At 65.3% G+C, this 26,282-nt stretch carries 17 protein-coding genes; 11 read left to right on the top strand and 6 right to left on the bottom strand.

What is annotated here, in order from left to right; translation table 11 throughout:
• Positions 1-41: 41 nt before the first annotated feature.
• Complete coding sequence (locus tag OCX61_RS02950) at positions 42-4,937, bottom strand: alpha-2-macroglobulin family protein (RefSeq protein ID WP_261942544.1); 4,896 nt, start codon at positions 4,935-4,937, stop codon at positions 42-44.
• Between the two features lie 265 nt (positions 4,938-5,202).
• Here OCX61_RS02950 and OCX61_RS02945 point away from each other — a divergent pair, with 265 nt between their 5' ends.
• Positions 5,203-6,540 carry an MATE family efflux transporter gene (locus OCX61_RS02945; protein ID WP_261942543.1) on the top strand — a complete coding sequence of 446 codons (1,338 nt, stop codon included), beginning with the start codon at positions 5,203-5,205 and terminating at the stop codon, positions 6,538-6,540.
• A 294-nt stretch (positions 6,541-6,834) separates the two neighbouring features.
• Here OCX61_RS02945 and speA read toward each other — a convergent pair whose 3' ends face one another.
• The 4 genes from speA to OCX61_RS02925 all read right to left on the bottom strand — a co-directional run bounded on the left by speA (position 6,835) and on the right by OCX61_RS02925 (position 11,168).
• Entirely contained in the window at positions 6,835-8,748 is a 1,914-nt protein-coding gene (speA, locus tag OCX61_RS02940) for an arginine decarboxylase (protein WP_261942542.1), read from the bottom strand.
• A gap of 152 nt (positions 8,749-8,900) precedes the next feature.
• Complete coding sequence (locus OCX61_RS02935; protein WP_027920822.1) at positions 8,901-9,272, bottom strand: translation initiation factor Sui1; 372 nt, start codon at positions 9,270-9,272, stop codon at positions 8,901-8,903.
• Positions 9,273-9,561: 289 nt separating this feature from the next.
• Positions 9,562-10,098, bottom strand: coding sequence for an NUDIX hydrolase (locus OCX61_RS02930; protein ID WP_261942541.1), 537 nt, complete (start codon positions 10,096-10,098; stop codon positions 9,562-9,564).
• A 2-nt stretch (positions 10,099-10,100) separates the two neighbouring features.
• Positions 10,101-11,168 carry a DUF2333 family protein gene (locus tag OCX61_RS02925; RefSeq protein ID WP_054886852.1) on the bottom strand — a complete coding sequence of 356 codons (1,068 nt, stop codon included), beginning with the start codon at positions 11,166-11,168 and terminating at the stop codon, positions 10,101-10,103.
• 246 nt (positions 11,169-11,414) lie between these two features.
• Between OCX61_RS02925 and OCX61_RS02920 the strand changes: the two genes are divergently transcribed.
• The 6 genes from OCX61_RS02920 to accC all read left to right on the top strand — a co-directional run bounded on the left by OCX61_RS02920 (position 11,415) and on the right by accC (position 19,627).
• Positions 11,415-12,794, top strand: coding sequence for a diguanylate cyclase (locus tag OCX61_RS02920; protein ID WP_261942540.1), 1,380 nt, complete (start codon positions 11,415-11,417; stop codon positions 12,792-12,794).
• 105 nt (positions 12,795-12,899) lie between these two features.
• Entirely contained in the window at positions 12,900-14,861 is a 1,962-nt protein-coding gene (locus tag OCX61_RS02915) for a methyl-accepting chemotaxis protein (protein WP_261942539.1), read from the top strand.
• A 414-nt stretch (positions 14,862-15,275) separates the two neighbouring features.
• Positions 15,276-17,057, top strand: coding sequence for a protein-disulfide reductase DsbD (locus OCX61_RS02910; RefSeq protein WP_261942538.1), 1,782 nt, complete (start codon positions 15,276-15,278; stop codon positions 17,055-17,057).
• A gap of 179 nt (positions 17,058-17,236) precedes the next feature.
• Complete coding sequence (gene aroQ / locus OCX61_RS02905) at positions 17,237-17,689, top strand: type II 3-dehydroquinate dehydratase (protein ID WP_027920816.1); 453 nt, start codon at positions 17,237-17,239, stop codon at positions 17,687-17,689.
• 100 nt (positions 17,690-17,789) lie between these two features.
• Positions 17,790-18,254: an acetyl-CoA carboxylase biotin carboxyl carrier protein gene (accB, locus tag OCX61_RS02900; RefSeq protein WP_261942537.1), complete on the top strand. Its 465-nt coding sequence runs from the start codon at positions 17,790-17,792 to the stop codon at positions 18,252-18,254.
• A 17-nt stretch (positions 18,255-18,271) separates the two neighbouring features.
• On the top strand, positions 18,272-19,627 hold the full coding sequence (gene accC / locus OCX61_RS02895) for an acetyl-CoA carboxylase biotin carboxylase subunit (RefSeq protein WP_085676829.1): 1,356 nt from the start codon (positions 18,272-18,274) through the stop codon (positions 19,625-19,627).
• 103 nt (positions 19,628-19,730) lie between these two features.
• Here the strand turns inward: accC and OCX61_RS02890 are convergent, their stop codons facing one another.
• A complete protein-coding gene (locus tag OCX61_RS02890) occupies positions 19,731-21,584 on the bottom strand; it encodes a sigma-54-dependent Fis family transcriptional regulator (protein WP_261942536.1) in 1,854 nt (617 codons plus the stop codon).
• A gap of 279 nt (positions 21,585-21,863) precedes the next feature.
• Here OCX61_RS02890 and OCX61_RS02885 point away from each other — a divergent pair, with 279 nt between their 5' ends.
• The 4 genes from OCX61_RS02885 to OCX61_RS02870 are packed head-to-tail and all read left to right on the top strand — an operon-like array spanning position 21,864 to position 26,077.
• Positions 21,864-22,919 (top strand): NAD(+)/NADH kinase, encoded by a 1,056-nt coding sequence (locus OCX61_RS02885; protein ID WP_261942535.1) that lies wholly within the window; start codon positions 21,864-21,866, stop codon positions 22,917-22,919.
• 22 nt (positions 22,920-22,941) lie between these two features.
• Positions 22,942-23,919, top strand: a complete 978-nt coding sequence (locus OCX61_RS02880; RefSeq protein WP_261942534.1) for a thiamine pyrophosphate-dependent dehydrogenase E1 component subunit alpha — start codon at positions 22,942-22,944, stop codon at positions 23,917-23,919.
• Between the two features lie 32 nt (positions 23,920-23,951).
• A complete protein-coding gene (locus tag OCX61_RS02875; RefSeq protein ID WP_261942533.1) occupies positions 23,952-24,974 on the top strand; it encodes an alpha-ketoacid dehydrogenase subunit beta in 1,023 nt (340 codons plus the stop codon).
• A complete protein-coding gene (locus OCX61_RS02870) occupies positions 24,971-26,077 on the top strand; it encodes an acetoin dehydrogenase dihydrolipoyllysine-residue acetyltransferase subunit (RefSeq protein WP_261942532.1) in 1,107 nt (368 codons plus the stop codon). Before OCX61_RS02875 ends, OCX61_RS02870 begins: the two co-directional genes overlap by 4 nt.
• Positions 26,078-26,282: the final 205 nt, after the last annotated feature.

The following is a 26,282-nucleotide window of genomic DNA, read 5'->3' as shown; positions in this document are numbered from 1 at the left end:
GCCGGCTTGCCAGCGATGAAGCCGGCACAGCCACTGCAGCATCAGCGCGCTTTTACCGTCATCTCTGCTTGCCCGTCCCCCACCGCCTGCAGGTTCGGCCGGTACATCGATTCTACCTGCGGCGGTGGTACCCGGTAGGTGCCCGGGGTCACCGCCCGCGCCAGGTACAACAGGTGCGTGGTGCCATAGCCATCGAGCTTGAGCGCCGCCACGTAGCGGTCATCACGGTACTCCTGGTGCACCACGCTGGCGTTCTGCATCGACTCGCGCCACTGCTTCACCGCGCTGCTGGCGTTGTCCAGGCTGGCCGCGCTCTGCGCCAGGTTCTGGTTCTCCAGTTCCAGGCCCGCTGGCAGCAAGTCGACCACCAGGGCATCCGGTACGCGTTCGCTGGCCTTGAGCGCCAGGTGCACCAGCACCAGGTCGCCGCTGCGCAGGTTGTGCAGGTCCAGCGGCTGGCCGTTCATGCCCAGGTAATCACGGCGGATCTCCAGGCCGTTGCCACCGGCGGCAGGCGCCTGGCGTGGGTAGCCGGAAAGGGTCAGTTGCTGGTAGAGGGTTTCGCTGCCTTCGTTCTGCACGCTCAGCGGCGAGGCCAGCAACGGCCCCTCGAGCTTCATGCCCGCCTCCACGTTATTGAACTCGCGCACCTCACCGGCACTGTCCAGGCGTGCCTTCCACGGTGCTTGCGGCTTGCCCAGCAGGCCACGGCCGGCCAGGTACAAGGCATTACGCTCCTGGGTCGACAACCAGCGGTTGGCCGCCAGCTCGTCCGACAGGGCGAACAGCCGCTGGTCGACCTGGTTGCTGGCCAATTTGCTCTCCTGCAGCAGCGCCAGGATCAGCGCCTGGTCGCGCAGGCTGCTGCCGTAGTCGGCCATCCAGCCCTTGCTGCGGCTGATGCCCAGGCCCGCCTGCAGCGCCTGCTCGGCGCGCGGCTTGTCGCCCATGGCGTCCAGCGCCACCGCCAGTTGCACCAGCGGCAGGCCGGAGCGGGCATCGGCGCGGCGCTCGAACAGGCTGCGCAGGGCGCCCAGCGGTGCCTGCTGGCTGCGCGACAGCACCAGCGCGGCGTAGGCTTGCACCGCAAAGCGGGTGTGCTCGGCGTTCTCGCTGTAATCGACCTCGATCAGGTTGCGTTCCTGCAAGTAACGCAGCAGGCGCTCGCTGGCCTTCTTCAGGGCCTCGGCCGGCACGCCATAGCCCTGTTCGCGGGCACGCAGCAGGAAGTCGGTGACATAGGCGGTCAGCCAGTATTCCTCTTCACTGTCCGAGCTCCACAGGCCGAAGCTGCCGTTGTAGCGCTGCATGCCCAGCAGGTGCTCGATGCCCATCTCGATCTTGCGCTTGCGTACCTCGGCCGGCTCACCCTTGATACCCAGGCGCTGGAGGCTCGCTGCATCGGCGTACAGTGATGGATAGAGACCGCTGGTGGTCTGCTCCAGGCAGCCGTAAGGGTAGGCTTCGAGGGCGCGGATCTGCTCGGCCAGGTTCAGCGGTGGGCGGCTCGACAGCGCCAGGCTGGCTTCCAGGCCCGCGGGTTCGAAAGCGGCGAGATCGCTTTCCGGCAAGGTCCATGGCTGGTCCTTGAGGGCCACGCGGTAGTGCTTGAGCATCGCCGGATAAGCCGGGCGCACGCCCAGGGTCCACTCGCGTTCGAAGGTGTTCGCCGGCTCGCCAGGCACTTGCAGGCCGTTGACCCGCACCTGCACCTTACCCTGCCCCAGGCCACCCAGGGCCTGCACCGGGATCAGCAGCGTGCGGCGCTGGCCTTCGGCCAGGGCGATGTCCTGCTGGGCGCTGGCCGTCAGGCTCAACTGGCCCTCGGTGCGGATCTCTACACTCAACTGCTGGGCTCGACCCGACAGGTTGGCCAGGTCCAACGCCAGGTTGGTACGGTCACCACCTGCCAGGAAGCGCGGCGCCGACAGTTCGGCGATCAGCGGTGCGGCCACCACCGTCTTGCCCTCTGCCATGCCGAAGTGCTCGTCGGTCCAGGCCTGGGCCATCAGCCGCAACTCGCCATTGAAGTCGGGAATATCGACCGTCGCCTCGCCTTCACCCTGGTCGTTCAAGGTCACCGGGAGGCTTTGCTGGGCGACGATGGTCACCGTGGTGTTGGGGCGCTTGCCGCCCTTGGCCATTGCCGCGTCACCACCGAAGGCCAGGCTGGCCAGGCGGCCTTGGCCGGCTTCGATCAGCTGGCCGTAGATGTCCAGCTGGTCGGCACCATAGGCTTTGCGGCCGAACAGGCTGGCGTACGGGTCGGGGGTCTTGTAGTCGGTGATGTTGAGGATGCCCACATCGACGGCGGACAGCAGCACATGCACCTGCTTCGGCACACTGCCGTCAGCATTGGCGGCCTTGATCTTCACCGTCAGCGGCTGCTTGGGCCGCATCTTCTCCGGCGCCTGCAGGCTGACCGCGAGCTTGCGTTCGGCACGCGCCAGCGGCAGGTGCAGCACGCCGACGGCGCGCTTGGGCGTGGCATTGGCCTTGCGCTCACCCGGGCGGATCACCAGCGCGCTGATGTACAGGTCGTGGCGCGCCCACTGCTTGTCCAGCTGCACGTCGAAGGTCTTGCCCTCGGCGGGCACCTCGATTTCCTGCCACCACAGCGGGCCATCGCTGGACTCGATCATCAGGTAGCCGCTGCCGGCCGCTGGCGGGGTCACGGTGACCTTGGCGGTGGCGCCATCGGCATAGGCCGGCTTGTCCAGCGCCAGCTTCACCTGGTCCGGGCGCACGGCGCCGCCTTCGGCGTTGTCCTGGGCGCGATAACCGGCCCAGAAGCGTTCGCTGGAAACCAGCCCGGTCTCTGGGTCTTCCACCTCGACGCGGTACGGCCCCCATTCAACCTGGAAGCTCAGCTTGGCGGTAGAGCCGGCCTTGACGCTGAGGGTTTCCTCACTCTGGGTGAGGAACTTCTCGTTGTAGTTGTAGCTCCAGCCATCGCTCTGCGAATAGTTCCAGTAGTAGTCGCGGCGCTCGCGGATCAGCCGCACCTTCAGGTCGTTGGCGGCCAGCTTGTTGCCCGCGCGATCGGCCACCAGGAACTCGAATTCCACTGGGCCATCGCTGTCGGTTTCCTCACCGTCGAACAGGCCACGCAGGCCGGGCAGGCGCTCGGCTGGCCAGATCGGCTGTTCGAGGCGGCGGGTGATCGGCCGGCCACCGGACTCCTGCAGGCTGGCCTGCACGGTCAGTTGCAACGGCGAACGTGCTTCGGCCCAGTGGCTTTCGATATCGACCACTGCCTTGCCGGCCTGGTCGAGGGTGACTTCGTCGAGTTCCAGGTCCTGGGTCAGTTCGGTTTCGGTGACTGAACCGAACTGGTAGCCCGGCAGTGCCGGCACTGCCTCACGCAGTGGGCGCACATAGGCCTGGCCACTCAGGCGATTGCCGGCAGCCGGCGCACCGTAGAGGTAACGACCATTGACCTGGATGCGCGCATCCTCCTCTGGCGACAGCGGCGTATCGCTGCCCTTGAGCTCCAGCGCCAGGCGCTCGGGGAGGAAGTCTTCGACCAGGAACTCGTACACCTGCTTGCGCCCACCGCCCAGGTCGAGCAGCAGTTGCCAACGGCCGGTCGGGGCCTCCGTGGCCAGTTGCAACTGATACTGGTACAGGCCATTGGCGTCGGCCTCCCAGACAAACTTGCGGCTGACCTGCTCATCCGGGCGACGCACTTCCACGCTGACCGGCTGAGCCTTCACCGGCTTGCCATCCTGGTCGCGCAGCAGGCCGTTGAGCAGCACCGTTTCACCCGGGCGATAGAGGTCACGCGGGCCGAAGATGAAGAATTGCAGCGGGTTGGCCTGGGGGCCGGTGATGTCGAACTCGGCCAGGTCCAGGGCAGCGGTGTTCAGGCGCAGCAGGGTGGTGTGCACGCCCTGGGTGGCGATCAGGGTGTCGGCCTTGGCCGTGATCGGCAGCTGGGCATGGCCGGCGCCATCGGTCTTGGCCTGGGCCAGCAGCTTGCCCTTGTCGTCATGCAGTTCGAGGTTGACGTCCTTGAGCGCCTTGCCGCCTTCCAGGGCCTGGGCGAACACGTCCAGGCGGTCACGGTAGCGGTGCGCGGACACGCCGATGTCGCTGAGGGTGAACAGCGTCGCCGGCTGTGAATAGTCATAGGTACCAGAGGCGCGCATCACGGCCAGGTACACACCCGGCTCCTGCAGCGGCTTGATCCCGGCGATCGGCAGCAGCACGGTCTCGCGGGTGTTGCGCGCCGGGTTCAGGTCGAATCGGCCGCTGTAGACCAGCTCGGCCATGTCCAGGGTTTCCTTGGACTGGTAGTAGTACAGGCTGCTGTTGCGGCCCCAGCTGGCCAGGAAAGTCGAGAGCATCTCTGGCTTGACCCGGAAGAACTCGACATCGACCTTGGGAACGTTCAGCGCAATCACCGGCAGGCCTTCGGCCAGGCGGGTGGGCAGCAACGAACCGCGGCTGGCAAAGCCAACGGTGGGTTGCATGTCGCGGGTTTCCAGGCGGCTCACCGAGTCGCTGTCGAGCGTTTTGCCGTTGACCGCCAGCAGGCCCTTGTCGACGGTCAGCACCAGCTTGCGCTGCGGCTCCAGGTGGCGCAGGCGCAGTTCCATCTGGTTGTCGGAGAGTTCCCAGGCACCGTCGAGCTTGCCTTTGACGGTATCGACCAGGTGCACCTTGGTGGCGAAGTCCTGCTTGGCGTCCAATGGTGCCGAGAAGCTGATCGACAGGGTACTGGCGCCATCGAGCTGCACTTCCGAGACATCCAGCACGCTGAGCTCACGCCCCTCATAGCGCTTGGCAAGGACGGCAGGGTCCTCGCGTTTGGGCGCCGGGGCCTCGGCCACAGCGGCCGGTTTTTCGGCAGGCGCGGGTTTGTCCGGTGTCGAGGAATCACAGGCACTGAGCAGGGCCAGCGCGCAGGCCAGCAACAATCCTTTGTTGAACATGGAGTGGTAACTCTTTGGCAGCGTGTACGTGAGGGCAGCAACTATAGCGCAACGGCGGACCCGGCACTTTCGTCGATGCGGCAAGTGAGACCAGGTTCGCGTGAATTGGTTGCCTAGCCGCTACAATGCGCCGAGCCGAATACTGGGGGCGCTCTGCGCCCCTTCGCGGGCAAGCCCGCTCCCACATCATGGACTGCGCTTTACCTGTGGGAGCGGGCTTGCCCGCGAAGGGGCGCGAAGCGGCCCCACAGCCTCAGGAATTGCAATGTCGCAACTGACCACCGACTGGCAGCACCGCCCCACTCACCGCAAGGTCTGGGCGCTGGCCGCGCCGATGATCCTTTCCAACATTTCGGTACCGCTGGTGGCCCTGGTCGACAGCACCGTGATCGGCCACCTGCCCCATGCCCACCAGCTCGGCGCAGTGGCCGTGGGCGCCACGCTGTTCACTTTCATGGTCGGCCTGATGGGTTTCCTGCGCATGGGCTCCACGGGCTTCGCCGCCCAGGCCGCCGGGCGTGCCGACGGCGCGGCGCTGCGCCAGGTGCTGGTGCAGGGCCTGCTGCTGGCCGTAGCCTTTGCCCTGCTGATCGGCCTGCTCGCCCTGCCCTTCAGCCAGCTGGCGCTGCACGCCATGCAACCGAGCGAGGCGTTGCAGCAATCCACCGAGGCGTTCTTCCACACCCGGCTGCTCGGCCTGCCAGCAGCACTGGCCAGCTATGCGCTGGTCGGCTGGTTCCTCGGCACCCAGAACGCACGGGCGCCGTTGGCGATTCTGCTGACCACCAACCTGCTGAACATCGCCCTCAACCTGTGGTTCGTGCTGGGCCTTAACTGGGGCGTGCTGGGTTCGGCACGGGCCTCGGTGATCGCCGAATGGAGCGCTGCCCTGCTCGGCCTGGCCCTGACCCGCCCGGCCCTGCGCGCCTACCCCGGGCAGATCGCCTGGGCTGCGCTCAAGCGCTGGCAGGCCTGGCGGCCATTGCTGGCAGTGAATCGCGACATCTTCCTGCGCAGCCTGGCGCTGCAGCTGGTGTTCCTGCTGATCACCGTGCAAGGCGCACGCCTGGGCGAAGCCACGGTGGCGGCCAATGCCCTGCTGCTCAACGGCCTGCTGCTCACTGCCTACGCCCTCGATGGCCTGGCGCATGCCGTGGAGGCGCTGTGTGGGCATGCCATTGGTGCGCGGGATCGAGACACCTTGCGCCGCTCGCTGGTGGTGGCCTGTGGTTGGTCGCTGATCACCAGCGTGGGGTTTGCCGGCGTGTTCCTGCTCGGTGGGCACCTGTTCATCGACCTGCAGACCGATATTGAAAGCGTGCGGGCGGCGGCTTATCCGTACCTGCCGTATCTGGCGCTGCTGCCGTTGATTGCGGTGTGGAGTTATTTGCTCGACGGGCTGTTCATCGGCGCAACCCGAGCGCGCGAGATGCGCAATGCAATGTTGCTGTCGGTGCTGATTGCGCTGCCTTTGGGCGTGCTCATGACTGGGTTGGGCAACCATGGGTTGTGGTTGGCGTTCCTCGGGTTCATGGCGCTGCGGGCGGTGACGCTGGGGTGGGTTGGGTGGCGGTTGCAGCAGCGAGGTTCGTGGGTTGGCTGAGGGTGCATGCCATGGGATTTGCGGGGGCGCGTAAATCTAGCGCCGCCCGCGCGGCGCATCGCGAGCTGCGCTCGCTCCTACGTTTGTTTCGGGCCAATTATTCCTGGAGGATTTGCGCGCGAACGTCTTGGCGCATGGCGCAATATCGCGTTGTACCAACAAGGCGGTCGCGCGCGCCTGCCACAGGCGTAACTGGCCAGAAACAAACGTAGGAGCGAGCGCAGCTCGCGATGCGCCGCGCGGGCGGCGCTCGGTCTCATGGGCGCTGAAGGTGTCCCGGAGGACACCCTGCGATCACGAAGACAGGTAAGAAGAGCGCGTCAGCCCCAGGCGCAACGCATCGAGGAACTGGGTCCGCTCACGCGCGCTGATCTTGGCGCTGGCCACCTTGTCACGGTAGTGCGTCATCAACTCCTCCGGCGACAGGTGCACGTAACGCAGCATGTCTTCGATGGTGTCGTGGGTCTCGATACCGGCGTGGTACACGCTGCCATCGGCGTTCTGGTAGATGTTCACCGAGTCGGTGTCACCGAACAGGTTGTGCATGTCGCCGAGAATTTCCTGATAGGCACCGACCAGGAACACGCCCAGCAGGTAATCCTCACCTTCGTTGACCGCGTGCACCGGCATGCTGGTCTCGATGCTCTGCTCGTCGACGTACTGGTTGATCTTGCCGTCGGAGTCGCAGGTCAAGTCCTGCAGCACCGCGCGGCGCATCGGCTCCTCGTCCAGGCGGTGCAACGGGATGATCGGCAGTACCTGGCCGATGGCCCAGGTGTCCGGCAGGCTCTGGAACACCGAGAAGTTGCAGATGTACTTGTCGGCCAGCTTGTCGTTGAGCTCATCCAGTACCTGGCGGTGCGAGCGCTGGCGGGCCTTCAGCGAGTTGTGCAGGCGGCGGCACACGGCGAAGTAGCACTGCTCGGCCAGGGCCTTCTCGGCCAGGCTGATCTTGCCATCGGCGTACTGCGCCGCCACGTCGCCCAGGTAGTGGGTGGCGCGCCAGTAGGTCTCGGTGACCATCTCGATGTCGGTCGGGCCAAGCAGGTCGACCAGCCATTGCACGGTTTCCGGCAGGGCTTCCTTGTTCTCGATGGTCGGCACATCGTCGTTGTGCTTCTCGACGTCGGTCACCTGGATCACCAGCATCGCGTGGTGCGCAGTCAGCGAACGGCCGCTCTCCGAGAAGATGTGCGGGTGCGGCAGGCCCTGCGCGTCGCAGAACTCCTTGAGCATGCCCACCACCACGCCGGCGTAGTCATCCATGTCGTAGTTGATCGAGCTGGCGTTGCGCGAGTGGGTACCGTCGTAGTCCACGCCCAGGCCACCACCGACGTCGATATGGTCGACCGGCAGGCCCAGCGCGCGCAATTCGCCATAGTAACGGATGGCTTCCTTGAAACCGTGCTGGTAGTCGGCCAGGTTGGCGATCTGCGAGCCCATGTGGAAGTGCAGCAGGCGGATGCCCTGGTCCAGGCCGGCATCGCGGAAGCGCTGCACCACCGAGATCAGCTGGGCGGCGGACAAACCGAACTTGGACTTCTCGCCCCCGGTGTCAGCCCACTTGCTCGAAGCCAGCGACGACAGGCGCACGCGCAGGCCCACCTGTGGCTTGACCTTGAGCTCGGCGGCCTCGTCGATCACCAGGGCCACTTCCGACTCTTTCTCGATGACGATGAACACGTTGTGGCCGAGTTTCTGGCCCATCAGCGCCAGGCGGATGAACTCGCGGTCCTTGTAGCCGTTGCAGACGATGGTGCCGCCCTTCGGCGCCAGCGCCAGCACTGCCAGCAGCTCAGGCTTGGAACCGGCTTCCAGGCCGATCGAGACGTTCTGCGTGGCGATGATGTTTTCCACCACCGCTTCCTGCTGGTTGACCTTGATCGGGTACAGGGCAGTGTACTGGCTCTGGTACTCCAGGCGCGCGATGTTGGCATCGAAGGCACCGGTCAGCTGGCGCACGCGGTCCTGAAGGATATCAGGGAAGCGCACCAGCAGCGGCAGCGACAGGCCGCTCTGACGCAGCTCGTCGACCTGCTCGAACAGGTCGATCGGCGCGCTGCTGGGGCCGTTGGGGCGCACTTCGACGCGCCCGGCTTCATTGATGGCGAAATAACCAGCGCCCCAATGGCGGATGCCATAAACACTGCGGCTGTCGGCCACGGTCCATTGGCTACCATCGTCTTTGCGTGTGCGTCGTACGGACATTCAAGTCCCCTATAGATAAGTCCAAGACACTGCCCCACAAGGAGGCGGGCGCAGTGTAAAAGCCGAAAATGACGATTCGTCCGTGCCCTGGGGTAGACCCTGGTCACGGGAACGAGTTTAGAAAGCGTTGGGCAAAAAATCGCGGGGGCGCATCAGCCGCCGGACTTTTTCGCCTTGAAGCCCTGTTTGATCAGCTCGGCGATCAGCAGCTCGACGTGATCGCCCTGGATCTCGATAACCCCATCCTTCAGCGCACCGCCGGTACCGCAACGGCGCTTGAGGGTGGTGGCCAGCTCCTTGAGCTGGTCGAGCGGCAGCGGCACGCCGGTGACGGTAGTCACGGTCTTGCCACCACGGCCTTTGCTTTCACGGCGCACACGGGCGATGCCGTCACCTTCGGGGATGACTTGCTGCTTGCAGGTGCAGGCGTCCACCGGCTGGCCACAGTCGGGGCAGTGCCGACCGGCATCGGTGGAGTAAACGAGACCGCCAAGGGCGGCGAAGGAAGAAGCTTTCTTGGCCACTTTTGTTCCTCTGTGCTGAGGACAAAAACTGGTCGACGGGAGCCGACCGCGAAGCCCCACTCTGGCAGGGGCGGCGCTACCACCGCAAGATCCTGCGGCAGCCCGAAAAGGGCGCGCAGTGTAACGATAAATCTGGCTGTTGCTAAGTACTGGAATGCGCCATTTTTCGAATGTTTTGCGACCCCTTCGCGGGTAAACCCGCTCCCACAGGTACCGCGCAGCTTCCACGGCCTGTGAAATCCCCGTGGGAGCGGGTTTACCCGCGAAGGGGCCGGCATGGCCCACGCATCTATTCGAGGCTTGCTTTATAGCGCTGCAACGCCGCCAACGAGTCCGGGCAATACGGCTTCGTCAGGCTTTCTTGCTCAGCCTGTTCCAGGCCGATGAAGCGCGCCTCGATCACCTCTTCCGGCTGCAGCCGCAACGGCGCATCCGAAACTGCCGAGTACACCGCACACCACAAGCGGTTATCCGGCTGGTCGAAGTAGAACCGTTCATGAAAGCGCAACTCCACCCCGTCGATCCCCAGTTCCTCGGCCAGCTCACGCGCCGCCGAGTCGGCATAGGCCTCCCCCGCCGTCACCATGCCGCCTGCCGCCACATCCCAATACCCCGGGTACAGCGCCTTGCTCAGGGTGCGCCGGTGCACGCACAGCTCACCGGCGCTGTTGAACAGCAGAATGAACGTGCAACGCCCGATCAGGCCGCGCTCGCGCAGTTCGGCGCGGGGCAAGGCCCCCAGCACCTGGTCGGCTTCGTCCACCCAGGTGACCAGTTCGCGGTCGGAAGCCGCCCGGTGGGCGGCCTCGTTTGGGCTGATAGCCATCATCAACCCTGCGACAGCAGCTGACGCAGGTCGATGACCGCGGCGTTGGCCCGGGAAATGTAGTTGGCCATGACCAGCGAATGGTTGGCCCACATGCCGAAGCCGCTGCCGTTGAGCACCATCGGGCTCCACAGCGGTTCCTGCGAGGCTTCCAGTTCACGAATGATCTGCCGCACGCTGACCGTGGCGTTCTTCTTCGCCAGCACGTCGGCGAAGTCGACCTCGATGGCACGCAGCAGGTGCGACAGCGCCCAGGCCTGGCCACGGGCTTCGTAGAACACGTTGTCGATCTGCAGCCACGGGGTTTCCACCAGCTCTTCATCTACCTGCGGCGCCTGGCCGGCGACCACCGACTCGGTCTTCAGGGTAGTGTTGAGCTTGACCCGGCCAACGCTGGCCGACAGGCGCTGCGACAGCGAACCCAGGCGGGTGGCGACGTCACCCAGCCAGTTGTTCAGGTTGTCGGCACGGGTGTAGAAGATCGCGCCCTTGTCGCCGGCAGCCAGACGGGTCTGGTAGCGGGTCAGGGACTTGATGCCTTCTTCGAACTCCGACTCGCTCGACGGCAGGATCCAGCTCTTGTTGTCGAAGTTGAAACGCGGCTCGGCTTTGGCCAGGTCGGCGTCTTCGGTGGACTGCGACTGCGAACGGGCGAAGTCCTTGCGCAGGGCACGGGACAGGTCGCGCACCTGGACCAGCACGCCATATTCCCAGCTCGGCATGTTGTCCATCCACAGTCCTGGCGGGAAGCGGTCGTTGGAAATGTAGCCACCCGGCTTGTTCAGCAAGGTGCCGGCCACAGTCTTGAGGGTTTCGATCGTTGTGTAGCCCACTACCATCTGCTGGCCACTGCGCTCGGCTGCGGCCTGAGCGTTCTGCTGCACCGGGAACAGCTTCGGCTCCTGGCTCCAGTACCAGCCCAGGCCGATACACACCAGCAGGTACAACCCGATGAGAGTTCCCAGGGCACGGCTCCAGAGGCCGCCAAGGTAGCTACGGGCGGCGGCGCCACGGCCATCGACACGCTCGCGGGGCTCGGCTTTGGCCTCGCGGTTTTTCCAGTCCAGCATGGCTTTGTCCTTAATCAGTCACGACGGTTCAGGGCTTGGACCACAGGCCTGCGCCAGGGTGCCACGGCAAGCCCGCGTCGCAGCACTATAAAGCAGACACCGCCGTACGCATAAGCGACCAATGAGTCAGTAACTGAATATTCGTTCGCAAGCCTTTGTTGACGCCGGGCACGTGCGAATGGAAAAAGGGGTGCTAGCATACAGCCATCATCGAACCTGCATAGCCCACTAACAAGTAGCCAGGACATGACCCAAGCCGCAGAGCCGAGCCAGGAGCGCCTCTCGCAGGAGCTCGAACAGCTGTTGCAGCGCCTGTCGCGCACGCGCCTGCGCCACGGCGACCTGCCCGATCAGATGGAGTTGCCGCCTGCGCGCAAGCCGGTGTACCTGCTGCTGCACGACCATGAGCGCGCCGAACGCCTCGCCCAGCAGCTGGAGTTCTTCGGCCTGAGCGCGCAGCCGCAGCCCTGCGCCAGTGCGTTTCTGGCGTCACTGGCCGAGCAACCTCCGGCGGCCATCGTCATGGATGTCGACTTCTCCGGCCCCGGTGCTGGCCTGCCGTTGGCGGCACTGGCCCATCAGGGCCTGGCGCAGCCCATACCGTTACTGTTCTTCAGCCTGCACGAAGCCGATACGCCGACCCGCCTGGCCGCCGTGCGCGCCGGCGGCCAGGCGTTTCTGACCGGTACGCTGGAGGCCTCCAGCCTGCTGGAAAAACTCGAAGTCATGACCAGTACTGCCCAGCAAGACCCCTTGCGCGTGCTGATCATCGACGATTCACGCACCCAGGCCCTGCATACCGAACGGGTACTGGCCAGTGCCGGAATGCTGACCCGCAGCCTGAACGACCCGATCGGCGCCATGGCCGAGCTTGCCGACTTCCAGCCTGACCTGATCATCCTCGACCTGTACATGCCGACATGCTCGGGCCCGGAACTGGCCAAAGTGATTCGTCACAATGACCGATACGTGAGCGTGCCGATCATCTACCTGTCCGCCGAGGACGACCTGGACAAGCAGCTCGACGCCATGAGCGAAGGCGGCGATGACTTCCTGACCAAGCCGATCCGCTCACGCCACCTGATCACCACCGTGCGCAACCGCGCTGCCCGCGCCCGCCACCTCAAGGCCCGCATGGTCCGTGACAGCCTGACCGGGCTGTACAACCACACCCACATCCTGCAACTGCTCGAAGACTGCAGCTACCGTGCCCGCCGCGAGCGGCAGCCGCTGAGCTTCGCCATGCTCGACATCGACCATTTCAAGAAAATCAACGACCGCCACGGCCACCCCATGGGCGACCGGGTGATCAAGAGCCTGGCACTGTTCCTCAAGCAACGCCTGCGCAAGACCGACTTCATTGGCCGCTATGGCGGAGAGGAGTTCGCCATCGTCATGCCCAACACCTCGCTGAAAGCCGCGCACAAGGTGCTGGACGAAATTCGCCGGCGCTTTGCCGAAATCCTGTACCCGGCGCAGCCGGAGGACCTGCAGTGCACCTTCAGCGCCGGCGTGGTACAGCTGGACGATGAGCTGGATGCACTGAGCATGGCCAGCACGGCGGATGAGGCGTTGTACCGGGCCAAGCATGCGGGGCGTAACTGCGTGGTCCGCGTCGAGCCGTAACCGTCGCGGGCAATAGCTCATCGCCACCATCGTCATCACCTGGTAACAGATTCGCCATAAATTCAGGCACCTATCTCTCGACTCCCCCGCAGGAAGTTCGCGGCTATGCGCCTGAAGTGGCTGACCAATTTCAATACCCTGTTGCTGGTGACCGTTTGTATCGCCCTGGGTGCGACCTTGTGGTGGTCGCAACGTGCCCTGGAGCGCCCCTACCAGTTGATGGAACGTTACCTGGGCCTGTCGCAGCAGTTCCAGAACCAGACAGCGCGCAACATCCAGGCTTACCTGGGCAGTGGCGACGCCTTACGCCATAGCGCTGCCGTCGAGGCCAACCAGCAGCTCGCAGCCTCACTGAGCGACTGGCCGCCCGCGCTCGCCGCCCAGCTGCGCCCGAGCCTGGACACCCTGCAGGCCTTCACCGCCACTGAACTGCTCGCCGCTGGCAAGCTGGCCGGTGACCCGCAGGCCCTGTTGCTGCAGGCCGAACGCGAGCTGGGGGCCAGCTTCGAACAGTTGGCCGCCTATGCCCGCGACAGCGCCGGCAGCGAGGCCAACCGCTACCTGCTGCCACTGCTCGACGCCAGCGTGCACCTGGGCCGCCTGTCGCTGGCCCGGGACAAACTGGTCAGTAGCGGCCGTGCCGAACTGGCCGACGAAGTCGAGCGCGAACTGCAACTGATCCGCACCCAGGCCCAGGTCATCGACGGCCTGCCACTGCTGGGCGTGACCCGGGCCGCCGAATCCAACGCCGACGACTTCGCCGCCATGATGGGCCTGCAATCCCAAGCCAGCGCGCAACAGGAAGACGTGGCAGTCGGCCTCAAGCGCGAGCTGCAAAGCCTGCTCAACCGCTACCCTGCCGAACTGCAACGCACCCGCGAGCAGATCGAGCGCCGCACGGCGCTGGCGGCCAGCACCAACCAGCGGCTGGAAGCCGTGCAACAGGCCATCGCCGCCCTGGAGCCGGAGGTACGCGGCCAGCACGCGAAAATTGCTGGCGAGGTGCGCATCATCCAGGGGCTGATGATCGGCCTGATCCTGCTGATCGCCCTGCTCATCGATACCTTGCAGCGACGCCTGGCCCGCACCCTGACCGGCCTTGCCCCGGCCCTGTCGCGCTGGGCCGAAGGCGATTTTGCCGCGCCAATCGCGCTGGGCAAGACCAACCGCGAGCTGCACGATATCCAGGAATCGCTAAACCGCCTGCGCCAGTACCTGGTAGAGCTGGTAGGTACCATCCGCCACAACGCCGAACAGGTCGCCGGCAGCAGCCACGCCCTGGCCGGCATGAGTGCCGCCCTGCACCACGGCGCCGAGCGCCAGGCCGGCGATACCGGGCAGATTCGCGATGCGCTGGGCGAACTGGAAGCAACCATCCAGCAAGTGGCCGGCGACGCCAGCTCCGCCGCCGATGCCAGCCGCGATGCCGGGCGCGCGGTGGAACAGGGCCAGACGGTGATCGGCCAGAGCCTCTCGGGGCTGCGGGCGCTGGTCGACGAGGTGCAAGGGAATGCACGCATGATCGAACAGCTGGCCGAAGAGTCGGCCACTATCGGCGGCGTGCTGACGGTGATCCGCTCGATCGCCGAACAGACCAACCTGCTGGCTTTGAATGCTGCCATCGAGGCCGCCCGTGCGGGCGAGATGGGCCGTGGCTTCGCAGTGGTGGCTGACGAGGTGCGCTCACTGGCGCAGCGCACCACCGGGGCGACCGGCGAGATCCAGGCGCTGATCGACCGCCTGCAGCAGGCGGCGCGAGAGTCGGTGGCCGGGATGCGCACCCAGCTCGAACATGCCGAAGCCACCGCCAACCAGGCCCAGGCCGCCGATGGCGCGCTGGATGAAATTGTCAGCGCGATCCGTACCATCTCCGACACAGCGGTGCGGATTGCCGATGTCACGGCGCAGCAGAGTGGCGCGGTGAGCGAGATTCGTGATCACAGTGAACGGATTCATGAATTGGGTGAGGACAACCTGCAGCGCATTGGTGAAGGGCGTGAGCAAGGTGAACAGCTGCTGAGCCTTGGGGGGGAATTGAGCAAGGCGGTGCTGGCCTTCAGGGTCTGAGGTCACCAGTACCGGCCTCTTCGCGGCTAAAGCCGCTCCCACAGGATTATCACCAGCCTCCAGGCGTGCGCTGTACTTGTGGGAGCCGCGCTTGCCGGCGATGGGCCGCGAAGCGGCCCCTCGATTTCACGGTTGTTGCACAAACTGCCGGGGCCGCTGTGCGGCCCATCGCCGGCAAGCGCGGCTCCTACAAGGATCGCGTCAGCTTTAAGAAATTGAGCAAGACAGAATCCCCCACAGGGAACATACAGCGTTCGAATCCGGTGGCTGCCCTGTGGGAGCGGCTTTAGCCGCGAAAGGGCCGGCACGGGCAAAGCAAAGCCCAGCGGCCATGTGTCGCCCTTTGGCCTGCCACCCTTTCAACCATCACCAACTCCGCTATCATGCGGGCACGTTCCACCTCGCGAGTCCGCCATGCGCCGCCTGTTTTTCCTGCTGTTCCTGCTGCTGGCCAGCCCTGCTTTCGCCTCGGGCCTGCTCGACAACCGCCCCAGCGCCACCCTCGGCGCCGCTTCGCTGTCCAACAACGCCGACTTCCTGCCGGTGCACGAAGCCTTCAAGCTCAGCCTGCTGCAGGCCGACGCGCAGACCCTCAAGCTGCGCTTCGTCGCCACCGACGGTTACTACCTGTACCGCCATCGCTTCCACTTCCGCACGGAGCCGGCCGACATCGCCCTGGGCACGCCAAACATCCCCAAGGGCGAGGCCAAGCACGACGAATTCTTCGGTGACGTCGAGGTGTACCACGGTGTGCTCGACATCGAGATCCCGCGCACCGACGCCCGCGCCTTCACCCTGCTGGTGGGCTACCAGGGCTGCGCCGACAAAGGCCTGTGCTACCCGCCGGAAACCGAGCGCCTGAGCATCGATGGCGAAGGTGCTGCCGCCGGCACCGCCTTGCCTGCGAGCAGCGAACAAGGCTGGAGCTGGAAATCGCTGCTGCTGTTCTTCCTCGCCGGGGTCGGCCTGACCTTCACCCCCTGCGTGCTGCCGATGCTGCCGATCCTCTCCGGCGTGGTCCTGCGCGGGCAGGTTGGTGGCCTGCGCGGCCTGGCCCTGTCGCTGGCCTACGTGCTGCCGATGGCCGCCAGCTTCGCCGTGCTCGGCGCGCTGATGGGCCTGTTCGGCGCCGGGCTGAACCTGCAGGCACGCCTGCAATCGGCCTGGGTACTGGTGCCTTTCGCATTGTTCTTCGTGGTCTTTGCCCTGGCCATGTTCGGCCTGTTCGAGCTCAAGTTGCCGCAGGCCCTGAGCAACCGCCTGAATAACGTCGCCAATCACACCCGGGGCGGCTCGCTGCTCGGTGCCGCGGTGCTCGGCGTGCTTTCCAGCCTGCTGGTCTCGCCCTGTGTGTCAGCGCCGCTGGCCGGCGCCTTGCTGTACATCAGCGCCAGCGGCGATGCCGTGGGCGGCGCGCTCAAGCTGTTCGCCCTGGGCCTGGGCATGGGTGCCCCCTTGCTGCTGATTGCCACGGGTGGCGCGGCCTGGTTGCCGAAGAGCGGCCCTTGGCTGAACACCGTGAAAAACGCCATCGGCGTGCTGCTGCTGGGCCTGGCCATCGGCCTGCTCAGCCGCGTGCTGCCAGGGCCGGCAACCTTGCTGCTGGTCGGTTTCCTGGCGGCTGGCGTGGCGCTGTTCCTGGGTGCCCTGGAGTTCGTGGTCAAAACACCACGCCAACGCCTGGCACAACTGCTCGGCCTGGCATTGCTGGTGTATGCCCTGGCCTGCTGGTACGGCGCCCTGAACGGCCAGGGCGACCCGCTGCGCCCATTGCCAGCCCCCGTCACGGCCAGCGCCAACAGCCCGGCGACGGCCACATCAGGTGCCTGGCAGACCGTGACCACACCGGCCGCGCTGGACGCTGCCCTGGCCGAAGCCAAGGCAGCCGGTCAACCGGTGCTGCTGGACTGGTACGCCGACTGGTGCATCAGCTGCAAGGTGATCGAGCACGAGGTGCTGAACGCGCCGCAGGTTCAAGGGCAGTTGAACGCCTTCAAGCTGCTGCGCTTCGACATCACCCAGAGCAGCGCCGAACAGCGCACGCTACTCGACCGCTATCAGCTGTTCGGGCCGCCGGCACTGCTGTTCTTTGCCGCGAACGGCAGCGAAATGACCACCGATCGGGTCATTGGCGAGATAAACGCCGGGGAGTTCGCACAGGTTTTGACGCGCGTGCGCGGCAAACTCGGTCTATAACTTCCCGCGTGCCGGGAAATTTCGCCAAATGAGTGACCAGATTTAATTATTTGGTCACATACTTCGCGCGAACCTCGGGCAACGTGCTGGCTATTGCCGGGAACTGGACACTTGCCGTCGCTTTGCGGCACACTCGCCGCGCTGTGTCGAATTGCCCTACAAATCCAAGGAAACCGCAGATGGCAACCCTACTGGTGCTTCACGGCCCCAACCTGAACCTGCTCGGGACGCGCGAACCGGGCCACTACGGCGCCGTGACCCTGGCCCAGATCAACCAGGACCTGGAACAGCGCGCCCGCGCCGCTGGCCACCATCTGCAGTACCTGCAGAGCAATGCCGAGTACGAACTCATCGAACGTATTCATGCGGCACGCAACGAGGGTGTGGACTTCATCCTGATCAATCCGGCGGCTTTCACCCACACAAGCGTCGCATTACGTGACGCATTGCTCGCGGTGAGCATCCCATTCATCGAAGTGCACCTGTCCAACGTGCACAAACGCGAACCGTTCCGTCACCACTCCTACTTTTCCGATGTTGCCGTAGGAGTGATCTGCGGCCTGGGCGCCAGCGGTTATCGCCTGGCCCTGGAGTCCGCGCTGGAACAACTGGCTGCCAACGCACAGCCCTGATAACGAAAACCCTGGCCTCAGTGGGCCGGGGTTAGAGAGAAACGTTCAGATACGTTTTTAAATTTCGCCCCCTGACCGAACCTTTGGGAGTTGATGATTAATGGATATCCGTAAAGTCAAGAAACTGATCGAGCTGCTGGAAGAGTCTGGCATCGACGAGCTGGAGATCAAGGAAGGCGAAGAGTCGGTCCGTATCAGCCGCCACAGCAAGACCCCGGCTGCCCAGCAGTTCTACGCACCAGCACCAATGGCTGCCGCACCTGCCGCTGCCCCGGTTGCCGCTGCCGCTGCTCCGGCCGCCGAAGCCACCGCTGCTGCACCTGCCCTGAAAGGCACCGTGATCCGTTCGCCGATGGTCGGTACCTTCTACCGCAAGCCTTCGCCGACCTCGCCGAACTTCGCTGAAGTTGGCCAGAGCGTGAAGAAAGGCGACACCCTGTGCATCGTCGAAGCCATGAAGATGATGAACCACATCGAAGCCGATGTTGGCGGTGTCATCGACGCCATCCTGGTGGAAGACGGCCAGCCGGTTGAGTTCGACCAGCCGCTGTTCACCATCGTTTGAATCGCGGAGAGCCAACGATGTCTGGGAAGCTCGAAAAAGTCCTGATCGCCAACCGTGGGGAAATTGCCCTGCGGATCCTGCGTGCCTGCAAAGAGCTGGGCATCAAGACCGTCGCCGTGCACTCCACGGCCGACCGTGAACTGATGCACCTGGGCCTGGCAGACGAGTCGGTCTGCATCGGCCCTGCATCGTCCAAGGATTCCTACCTGCACATCCCGGCGATCATCGCTGCCGCCGAAGTCACCGGCGCCACCGCGATCCACCCGGGCTACGGCTTCCTCGCGGAAAACGCCGATTTCGCCGAGCAGGTGGAAAAGTCCGGTTTCGCCTTCATCGGCCCGAAAGCCGACACCATTCGCCTGATGGGCGACAAGGTTTCGGCCAAGGACGCGATGATCAAGTCGGGCGTGCCAACCGTACCGGGCTCCGACGGCCCACTGCCGGAAGACGAAGAGGTCGCCCTGGCGATCGCTCGTGACGTCGGCTACCCGGTGATCATCAAGGCCGCCGGTGGCGGTGGTGGTCGCGGCATGCGCGTGGTGCACAAGGAAGAGGACCTGATTGCCTCGGCCAAGCTCACCCGCACCGAAGCCGGTGCTGCCTTCGGCAACCCGATGGTCTACCTGGAGAAGTTCCTGACCAACCCACGTCACGTGGAAGTCCAGGTGCTGTCCGACGGCCAGGGCAACGCCATTCACCTGGGCGACCGCGACTGCTCGCTGCAGCGCCGTCACCAGAAGGTGCTGGAAGAAGCCCCGGCCCCCGGCATCGACGAGAAGGCCCGTCAGGAAGTCTTCAAGCGTTGCGTCGATGCGTGCATCGAAATCGGCTACCGCGGTGCCGGTACCTTCGAGTTCCTGTACGAGAACGGCCGTTTCTACTTCATCGAGATGAACACCCGCGTGCAGGTTGAGCACCCGGTGTCGGAGATGGTCACCGGTATCGACATCGTCAAGGAGATGCTGAGCATCGCCGCAGGCAACAAGCTGTCGTTCCGCCAGGAAGACGTGGTCATCCGTGGCCACTCGCTGGAATGCCGGATCAACGCCGAAGACCCGAAGAAGTTCATTCCGAGCCCAGGCAAGGTCAAGCACTTCCACGCTCCGGGCGGCAACGGCGTACGTGTCGATTCGCACCTGTACAGCGGCTACTCGGTTCCGCCGAACTACGACTCGCTGATCGGCAAGCTGATCACCTACGGCAAGGACCGCGACGAAGCCATGGCACGCATGCGCAATGCCCTGGACGAGATCGTCGTCGACGGCATCAAGACCAACATCCCGCTGCACCGCGACCTGGTGCGTGATGAAGGTTTCTGCAAAGGCGGCGTGAACATCCACTACCTCGAGCACAAACTGGCCAGCCAGGAGTGATCGCGTTAGCGTGATGCAGCAAAACCCCGGACTGGTTCCGGGGTTTTTATTGCCCGTCTTTAGGGATTTGCCGCCAGTGAGACCGAGCGCCGCCCGCGCGGCGCTAGCCCTTCATTCGCGGCATCTCGATCCGATGCTCATGCACCCGCCGATACAAAGTCGCCCGCGATATCCCTAAGGCCCGTGCCGCTTCCGCTGGCTTCCAGCGGTGCCGTATCAAAGCATCGAGCAGCAGTTGCCGCGCCGGGCTCGAAACGCCGACAACAGCCGCAGGCACGACATCACCCCGCACCTCCTGTGGCAGGCTTTCCAGGCACACCTGCCCACCCTCGCTGACCGCACAGGCATAACGCAGCACCTGCCGCAGCTGGCGCAGATTCCCCGGCCAGCGGTACACCAGCAGCGCCTGCAGCGCCTCGTCGCCCAGCACCACCTCCACCCCACAAGCCTCGGCCTCCTCAGCCAGCAACTGATGGATCAAGCCCAACCGGTCGTCCCGCTCACGCAGTGGCGGCAACTCAAAACGGGCATTGGCCAGACGGAAATACAGGTCCTCACGGAAACGCCCTTCACTCACCATCGTCGCCAGGTCGCGGTGTGTCGCACAGATCACCTGGATATCAACCCGCTCCCGCCGCGCTGCGCCCAGCGGCGCCACTTCGCCGTCAGCCAGCACTCGCAGCAACCGGGTCTGCAGATGCAGCGGCATGTCGCCAATTTCGTCGAGGAACAAAGTGCCGCCATCGGCCTGCTGCAACAGCCCCTGCATGCCTTTGCTCGAAGCGCCGGTAAACGCGCCAGCGACATAGCCGAACAGTTCGCTCTCGATCAGGCTCTCGGGGATGGCTGCGCAGTTCAACGTGACGAACGGCCTGTCACGGCGCAGGCTCTGCTGGTGCAACTGACGGGCGAAAACTTCCTTCCCGGCACCGGTCTCACCCTGCACCAGCACCGCCAGGTTGCAATCCTTGACCCGTGTGGCCAACCGCAGATGCTGCTCGATGCGCGCATCCTGCGCTTGCTGCAAGGGTTGCATCCGGCCTCGTAGCTGGGGCGCGCTGACCCGCCCGTACAACCCGCCCCAACCCGGCAAGCGCTGGGCCGCGGCCTCGTTGGCGCGGCGCAGTTGGTCCATGTCGAACAACTCGCCAATGTGCTCAGGCAAACGCCCATGCCGTGCCAGCAAGCGCTCGCGGGCCAGGCTGTTGATCGCCTGCAGGCGGCCGTCGGCATCCCAGGCCAGCAAATAGTCGGGCTGGCTCTCCACATAACCCGGCGTGCCATGGGCACGCATCACCCAGTGACCCTGGGCGCTGTGCATGAAAAAGGCGTTCTCGATCTCCCGTGCGGTCTGTTCCACCAGCTGCAGGATCAGGTGCTGGCTGCGGCGGTCGTCCGGGGATTGCAGGGCCGACACATCGACCACGCCGAGCAGCTCGCCCTGTGGGTCGAATACCGGCGCCGCCGTGCAGGTCAGGCCGATGAAGGCGGCACGAAAGTGATCGCGCTTGTGCACCGTGACCGGCGCCTTGCTGGTCAGCACCGCCGCCACGCCACAGGTGCCCTCCTCGCCCTCCGACCAGCAGGTGCCCAGGTAAAGGCCGGCCTTGCGACAGTCGTTGCGGATGGCCGATTCGACCCGGTAATCGATGGTGCGCCCCAGAGCATCGGTCAGCAGCACGCAATAGTCGGCGCCGCGCACCCGCGCATGCAGACGCGCCACGGCATCGCTGGCAATACGCAGGAACAGTTCGGCACGTTCGCGGCATTCGTTGAGCAGGCTTTGCGAAAGAATGCGCGGCCCCTGTTGGGAGCCGGGGTCAAGACGGTACAGCTCCATGGAACGGCGCCATGAGTCGAGGATCAGCGGCGGCACCGGTGCCTGGGGCAGGCGGTCGGCGTTCTTCAGCACCCGGCTGACGCAATCGACATGGGCTCGGGAGTTCGCGGCAAGCATGAGGCCTCCGGTTCCTGTTTGTTCTTGTCGTTGTGCGGCCATTAAGCGCCTGCCGGCAAGTCCCGACAAGCACTGTGTGATTACCGGTTGGCTTGAGACGCAGCGTCTCAATATCCCGGCCAGAGCCCGGCAATGCTGGCACGCGGCGTCTCAGACAGAGGCCACTGCAACCTGGCCCGTTTGCCGTTTGGCCGCTCTGCAACAGCACTTTCAGGGCAAAGGAAGGAATCTGGCACCCACCTTGCTCAAGCCTAGGCAAACAAGAACACGAGGTGTGCCATGCCGCAGCCCGCCCCGATCATCGGGATCATTGCCAACCCTGCCTCCGGCCGCGACCTGCGTCGCCTGACCAGCAATGCCGGGCTCTACTCCAGCACCGACAAGGCCGCGGTCATCCAGCGCCTGCTTGGCGCCTTTGGCGCCACTGGCGTCGCCAAGGTGCTGCTGCCCACCGACATGACCGGTATCGCCGCCGCCGTGCTCAAGGCCAGCCTCGGCCCCGTGGCGCAGGACCAGCACTGGCCGCACCTGGAACTGCTCGACCTGCCATTGACCCAGACGGTCAGCGACACCCGCCTGGCCACCCGGCAGATGGTGGGACGCGGCGTGAGCATGATCGCCGTGCTGGGCGGCGACGGCACGCACAAAGCCGTGGCGGCCGAGGCTGGGGACACGCCTCTGCTTACCCTGTCCACCGGCACCAACAACGCCTTCCCGGAACTGCGCGAAGCCACCAGCGCAGGCCTCGCGGGCGGCTTGCTCGCTGGCGGCCGGGTGCCTGCCAGCATCGGCCTGCGCCGCAACAAACGGCTGCTGGTGAAGGTACCGCAGCAACAACTGTGCGAGTGGGCGCTGGTCGAAGTGGCAGTGTCGCCGCAACGCTTCATCGGCGCTCGCGCGCTGAGCCGCAGCGAAGACCTCAGCGAAGTCTTCGCCTGCTTCGCCGAGCCCCACGCCATTGGCCTTTCCGCACTCTGCGGGCTGTGGCAACCAGTGGCCCGCCATGAACCACACGGTGCCTGGGTACGGCTCAACCCCGGTGCCGAACAGGCCTTGCTCGCGCCGCTGGCCCCCGGCCTGCTGCAAGGCTGCGGCATCACCGCCAGCGGCACGCTCAGCCCCGGTGTGGCGCACCGCCTGAGCCTCACCGCCGGCACCCTGGCCCTGGATGGCGAGCGCGAGATCGAGTTCGCCGAACACGACACCCCGACCATCACCCTCGACCTGCAAGGCCCGTTGACGGTCGACGTCGAGGCCGTGCTGGCACAGGCCGCCCGTCATCACCTGCTGGCCGTTCCGCGCGGCCATCGGCTGCACCCTGCAACCCCGTGTTGAGACAACCCTGGAGAACAACAAGATGTCCACTCACCTCAGTTCAGAGCAATTGCTGCATGCCTATGAAGTGATGCGCACCATCCGTGCCTTCGAAGAACGCCTGCACGTGGAGTTCGCCACTGGCGAGATCCCCGGTTTCGTCCACCTGTATGCCGGCGAAGAGGCCTCCGCCGCCGGGGTGATGGCGCACCTGCGCGACAGTGACTGCATCGCCTCGACCCACCGCGGCCATGGCCACTGCATCGCCAAGGGGGTCGACGTGTACGGCATGATGGCGGAGATCTACGGCAAGAAGACCGGCGTGTGCGGCGGCAAGGGCGGCTCGATGCACATCGCCGACCTGGAAAAAGGCATGCTCGGCGCCAACGGCATCGTCGGTGCCGGTGCGCCACTGGTGGCGGGCGCCGCCCTGGCCGCCAAGATCAAAGGCAATGACAACGTGGCCGTGGCCTTCTTCGGCGACGGCGCTTCCAACGAGGGCGCAGTGTTCGAGGCAATGAACCTGGCCTCGATCATGAACCTGCCGTGCATCTTCGTCGCCGAGAACAACGGCTACGCCGAAGCCACCGCCTCGACCTGGTCGGTGGCTTGCGACCATATCGCCGACCGCGCCGCCGGCTTCGGCATGCCAGGGGTGACCATCGACGGCTTCGACTTCTTTGCCGTGCACGAGGCTGCCGGCGCCGCCATCGAGCGCGCCCGTTCAGGGCAAGGCCCGTCGCTGATCGAGGTCAAGCTGAGCCGCTACTACGGCCACTTCGAAGGCGACGCACAGACCTACCGCGCACCCGATGAAGTGAAGAACCTGCGCGAAACCCGTGACTGCCTGCTGCAGTTCCGCAACAAGACCACCCGTGCCGGCCTGCTGCAGGCGGCGCAACTGGACGCCATCGACGCCCGTGTCGACGACCTGATCGAAGACGCCGTGCGCCGCGCCAAATCCGATCCCAAGCCGCAGCCCGCCGACCTGCTCACCGATGTCTACGTCAGCTACCCCTGAGCCCGGACAACAAGAACAACAGGAGAACCACCATGGCTAGAAAAATCAGCTATCAGCAGGCCATCAACGAAGCCCTGGCCCAGGAAATGCGCCGCGACAGCAGCGTGTTCATCATTGGTGAAGACGTTGCCGGTGGCGCGGGCGCCCCAGGCGAAGAGGATGCCTGGGGTGGCGTGCTCGGTGTCACCAAAGGCTTGTATCACCAGTTCCCGGGGCGCGTGCTCGATGCGCCGCTGTCGGAAATCGGCTACGTCGGTGCCGCAGTCGGTGCCGCCACCCAAGGCCTGCGCCCGGTGTGCGAGCTGATGTTCGTCGATTTCGCCGGCTGCTGCCTGGACCAGATCCTCAACCAGGCCGCCAAGTTCCGCTACATGTTCGGCGGCAAGGCGGTCACCCCGCTGGTGATGCGCACCATGTACGGCGCCGGCCTGCGCGCTGCCGCCCAGCACTCGCAGATGCTCACGTCGCTATGGACCCACATCCCCGGCCTGAAGGTGGTCTGCCCGTCCTCGCCGTATGACGCCAAGGGCCTGCTGATCCAGGCGATCCGTGACAATGACCCGGTGATCTTCTGCGAGCACAAGCTGCTCTACAGCCTGCAGGGCGAGGTACCGGAAGAGGTCTATACCGTGCCATTTGGCGAGGCCAACTTCCTGCGTGACGGCGACGACGTGACCCTGGTGACCTACGGCCGCATGGTCCACGTGGCCATGCAAGCCGCCAGCAACCTGGCCCGCCAGGGCATCGACTGCGAAGTGCTGGACCTGCGCACCACCAGCCCGCTGGACGAGGCCAGCATCCTCGAAAGCGTGGAGAAGACCGGCCGCCTGGTGGTGATCGACGAAGCCAACCCGCGCTGCTCGATGGCCACCGACATCAGCGCACTGGTCGCGCAAAAGGCCTTCGCCGCGCTCAAGGGCCCGATCGAGATGGTTACCGCGCCGCACACCCCGGTGCCGTTCTCCGATGCCCTGGAAGACCTGTACATCCCTGACGCGGCGAAAATCGAAGCAGCCGTGCGCAAGGTGATCGAAGCTGCAAGGAGTGCCGCATGAGCCAGATCCATACCCTGACCATGCCCAAGTGGGGCCTGTCGATGACCGAGGGCCGGGTCGATGCCTGGCTCAAGCAAGAGGGGGATGAAATCAGCAAGGGCGACGAAGTGCTGGACGTCGAGACTGACAAGATCAGCAGCAGTGTCGAGGCGCCATTCAGTGGCGTGCTGCGCCGCCAGGTGGCCCGCCCCGACGAAACCCTGCCGGTCGGTGCGCTGCTGGCGGTGGTGGTGGAGGGTGAAGCCGAAGAGGCAGAAATCGACGCCGTGGTGCAACGCTTCCAGGCCGAGTTCGTCGCCCAGGGCAGCGCCGACCAGGCCCAGGGGCCAGCACCACAGAAAGCCGAGGTGGCCGGGCGCCTGCTGCGCTGGTTCGAACTGGGTGACGGTGGCACGCCGCTGGTGCTGGTGCACGGCTTTGGCGGCGATCTCAACAACTGGCTGTTCAACCACCCGGCACTGGCGGCCGAGCGACGGGTCGTCGCCCTGGACCTGCCGGGGCATGGCGAGTCGGCCAAGGCCCTGGACAAAGGTGACCTGGATGAACTGAGCGACACCGTGCTGGCCCTGCTCGACCATCTGGGCATCGCCAAGGCCCACCTGGCCGGGCACTCCATGGGTGGCGCGGTCTGCCTGAACGTGGCGCGCCTGGCGCCACAGCGGGTGGCGAGCCTGTGCCTGGTGGCCAGCGCCGGGCTGGGCGAGACAATCAATGGCCAGTACCTGCAAGGCTTCGTCGCCGCGGCCAACCGCAACGCGCTGAAGCCGCAGATGGTGCAGCTGTTCGCCGACCCGGGGCTGGTGACCCGGCAAATGCTCGAGGACATGCTCAAGTTCAAGCGCCTGGAAGGCGTGGAGCAAGCCTTGCGCCAACTGGGGTCGGCGCTGGCCGACGGTGACCGCCAGCGGCATGACTTGCGCGGGGTGCTGGGGCAGCACCCGGCGCTGGTGATCTGGGGGGCCGCGGACGCGATCATTCCGGCGGCGCATGCCAACGGGCTTGAGGCCGAGGTGCTGCTGGTGCCTGGGGTCGGGCACATGGTGCAGATGGAGGCGGCGGAGCAGGTGAACCAGCGGGTGCTGGAGTTCCTGAGCAGGCACTGACCTCTTCGGCTGTCTGTTTCGGCCTCTTCGCGGGCAAGCCCGCTCCCACTGGTACTGCACCGCCTTCGAATGCGGCACTTATCCTGTGGGAGCGGGCTTGCCCGCGAAGAACGCGAAGCGGTCTGCCGCCCCTGCTCTACAAACACCCCGCACTCGCGTAAACTGCCAGGCTTCTCGCAGCCTCGGGCTGCCCCTGTCGATTTAC

It is taken from the genome of Pseudomonas sp. LRP2-20 (genome assembly GCF_024349685.1).
Lineage (GTDB): Bacteria > Pseudomonadota > Gammaproteobacteria > Pseudomonadales > Pseudomonadaceae > Aquipseudomonas.
The sequence above is the reverse complement of the archived record's forward strand: the minus strand, read 5'-3'. Positions and strand labels throughout refer to the sequence as shown.

What these genes read in the sequence shown, in the direction of transcription:
- OCX61_RS02950 (WP_261942544.1), bottom strand. Translation starts at nt 4,937, where the DNA reads ATGTTCAACAAAGGATTGTTGCTGGCCTGCGCGCTGGCCCTGCTCAGT.
- OCX61_RS02945 (WP_261942543.1), top strand. Translation starts at nt 5,203, where the DNA reads ATGTCGCAACTGACCACCGACTGGCAGCACCGCCCCACTCACCGCAAG.
- speA (WP_261942542.1), bottom strand. Translation starts at nt 8,748, where the DNA reads ATGTCCGTACGACGCACACGCAAAGACGATGGTAGCCAATGGACCGTG.
- OCX61_RS02930 (WP_261942541.1), bottom strand. Translation starts at nt 10,098, where the DNA reads ATGGCTATCAGCCCAAACGAGGCCGCCCACCGGGCGGCTTCCGACCGC.
- OCX61_RS02925 (WP_054886852.1), bottom strand. Translation starts at nt 11,168, where the DNA reads ATGCTGGACTGGAAAAACCGCGAGGCCAAAGCCGAGCCCCGCGAGCGT.
- OCX61_RS02920 (WP_261942540.1), top strand. Translation starts at nt 11,415, where the DNA reads ATGACCCAAGCCGCAGAGCCGAGCCAGGAGCGCCTCTCGCAGGAGCTC.
- OCX61_RS02915 (WP_261942539.1), top strand. Translation starts at nt 12,900, where the DNA reads ATGCGCCTGAAGTGGCTGACCAATTTCAATACCCTGTTGCTGGTGACC.
- OCX61_RS02910 (WP_261942538.1), top strand. Translation starts at nt 15,276, where the DNA reads ATGCGCCGCCTGTTTTTCCTGCTGTTCCTGCTGCTGGCCAGCCCTGCT.
- aroQ (WP_027920816.1), top strand. Translation starts at nt 17,237, where the DNA reads ATGGCAACCCTACTGGTGCTTCACGGCCCCAACCTGAACCTGCTCGGG.
- accB (WP_261942537.1), top strand. Translation starts at nt 17,790, where the DNA reads ATGGATATCCGTAAAGTCAAGAAACTGATCGAGCTGCTGGAAGAGTCT.
- accC (WP_085676829.1), top strand. Translation starts at nt 18,272, where the DNA reads ATGTCTGGGAAGCTCGAAAAAGTCCTGATCGCCAACCGTGGGGAAATT.
- OCX61_RS02890 (WP_261942536.1), bottom strand. Translation starts at nt 21,584, where the DNA reads ATGCTTGCCGCGAACTCCCGAGCCCATGTCGATTGCGTCAGCCGGGTG.
- OCX61_RS02885 (WP_261942535.1), top strand. Translation starts at nt 21,864, where the DNA reads ATGCCGCAGCCCGCCCCGATCATCGGGATCATTGCCAACCCTGCCTCC.
- OCX61_RS02880 (WP_261942534.1), top strand. Translation starts at nt 22,942, where the DNA reads ATGTCCACTCACCTCAGTTCAGAGCAATTGCTGCATGCCTATGAAGTG.
- OCX61_RS02875 (WP_261942533.1), top strand. Translation starts at nt 23,952, where the DNA reads ATGGCTAGAAAAATCAGCTATCAGCAGGCCATCAACGAAGCCCTGGCC.
- OCX61_RS02870 (WP_261942532.1), top strand. Translation starts at nt 24,971, where the DNA reads ATGAGCCAGATCCATACCCTGACCATGCCCAAGTGGGGCCTGTCGATG.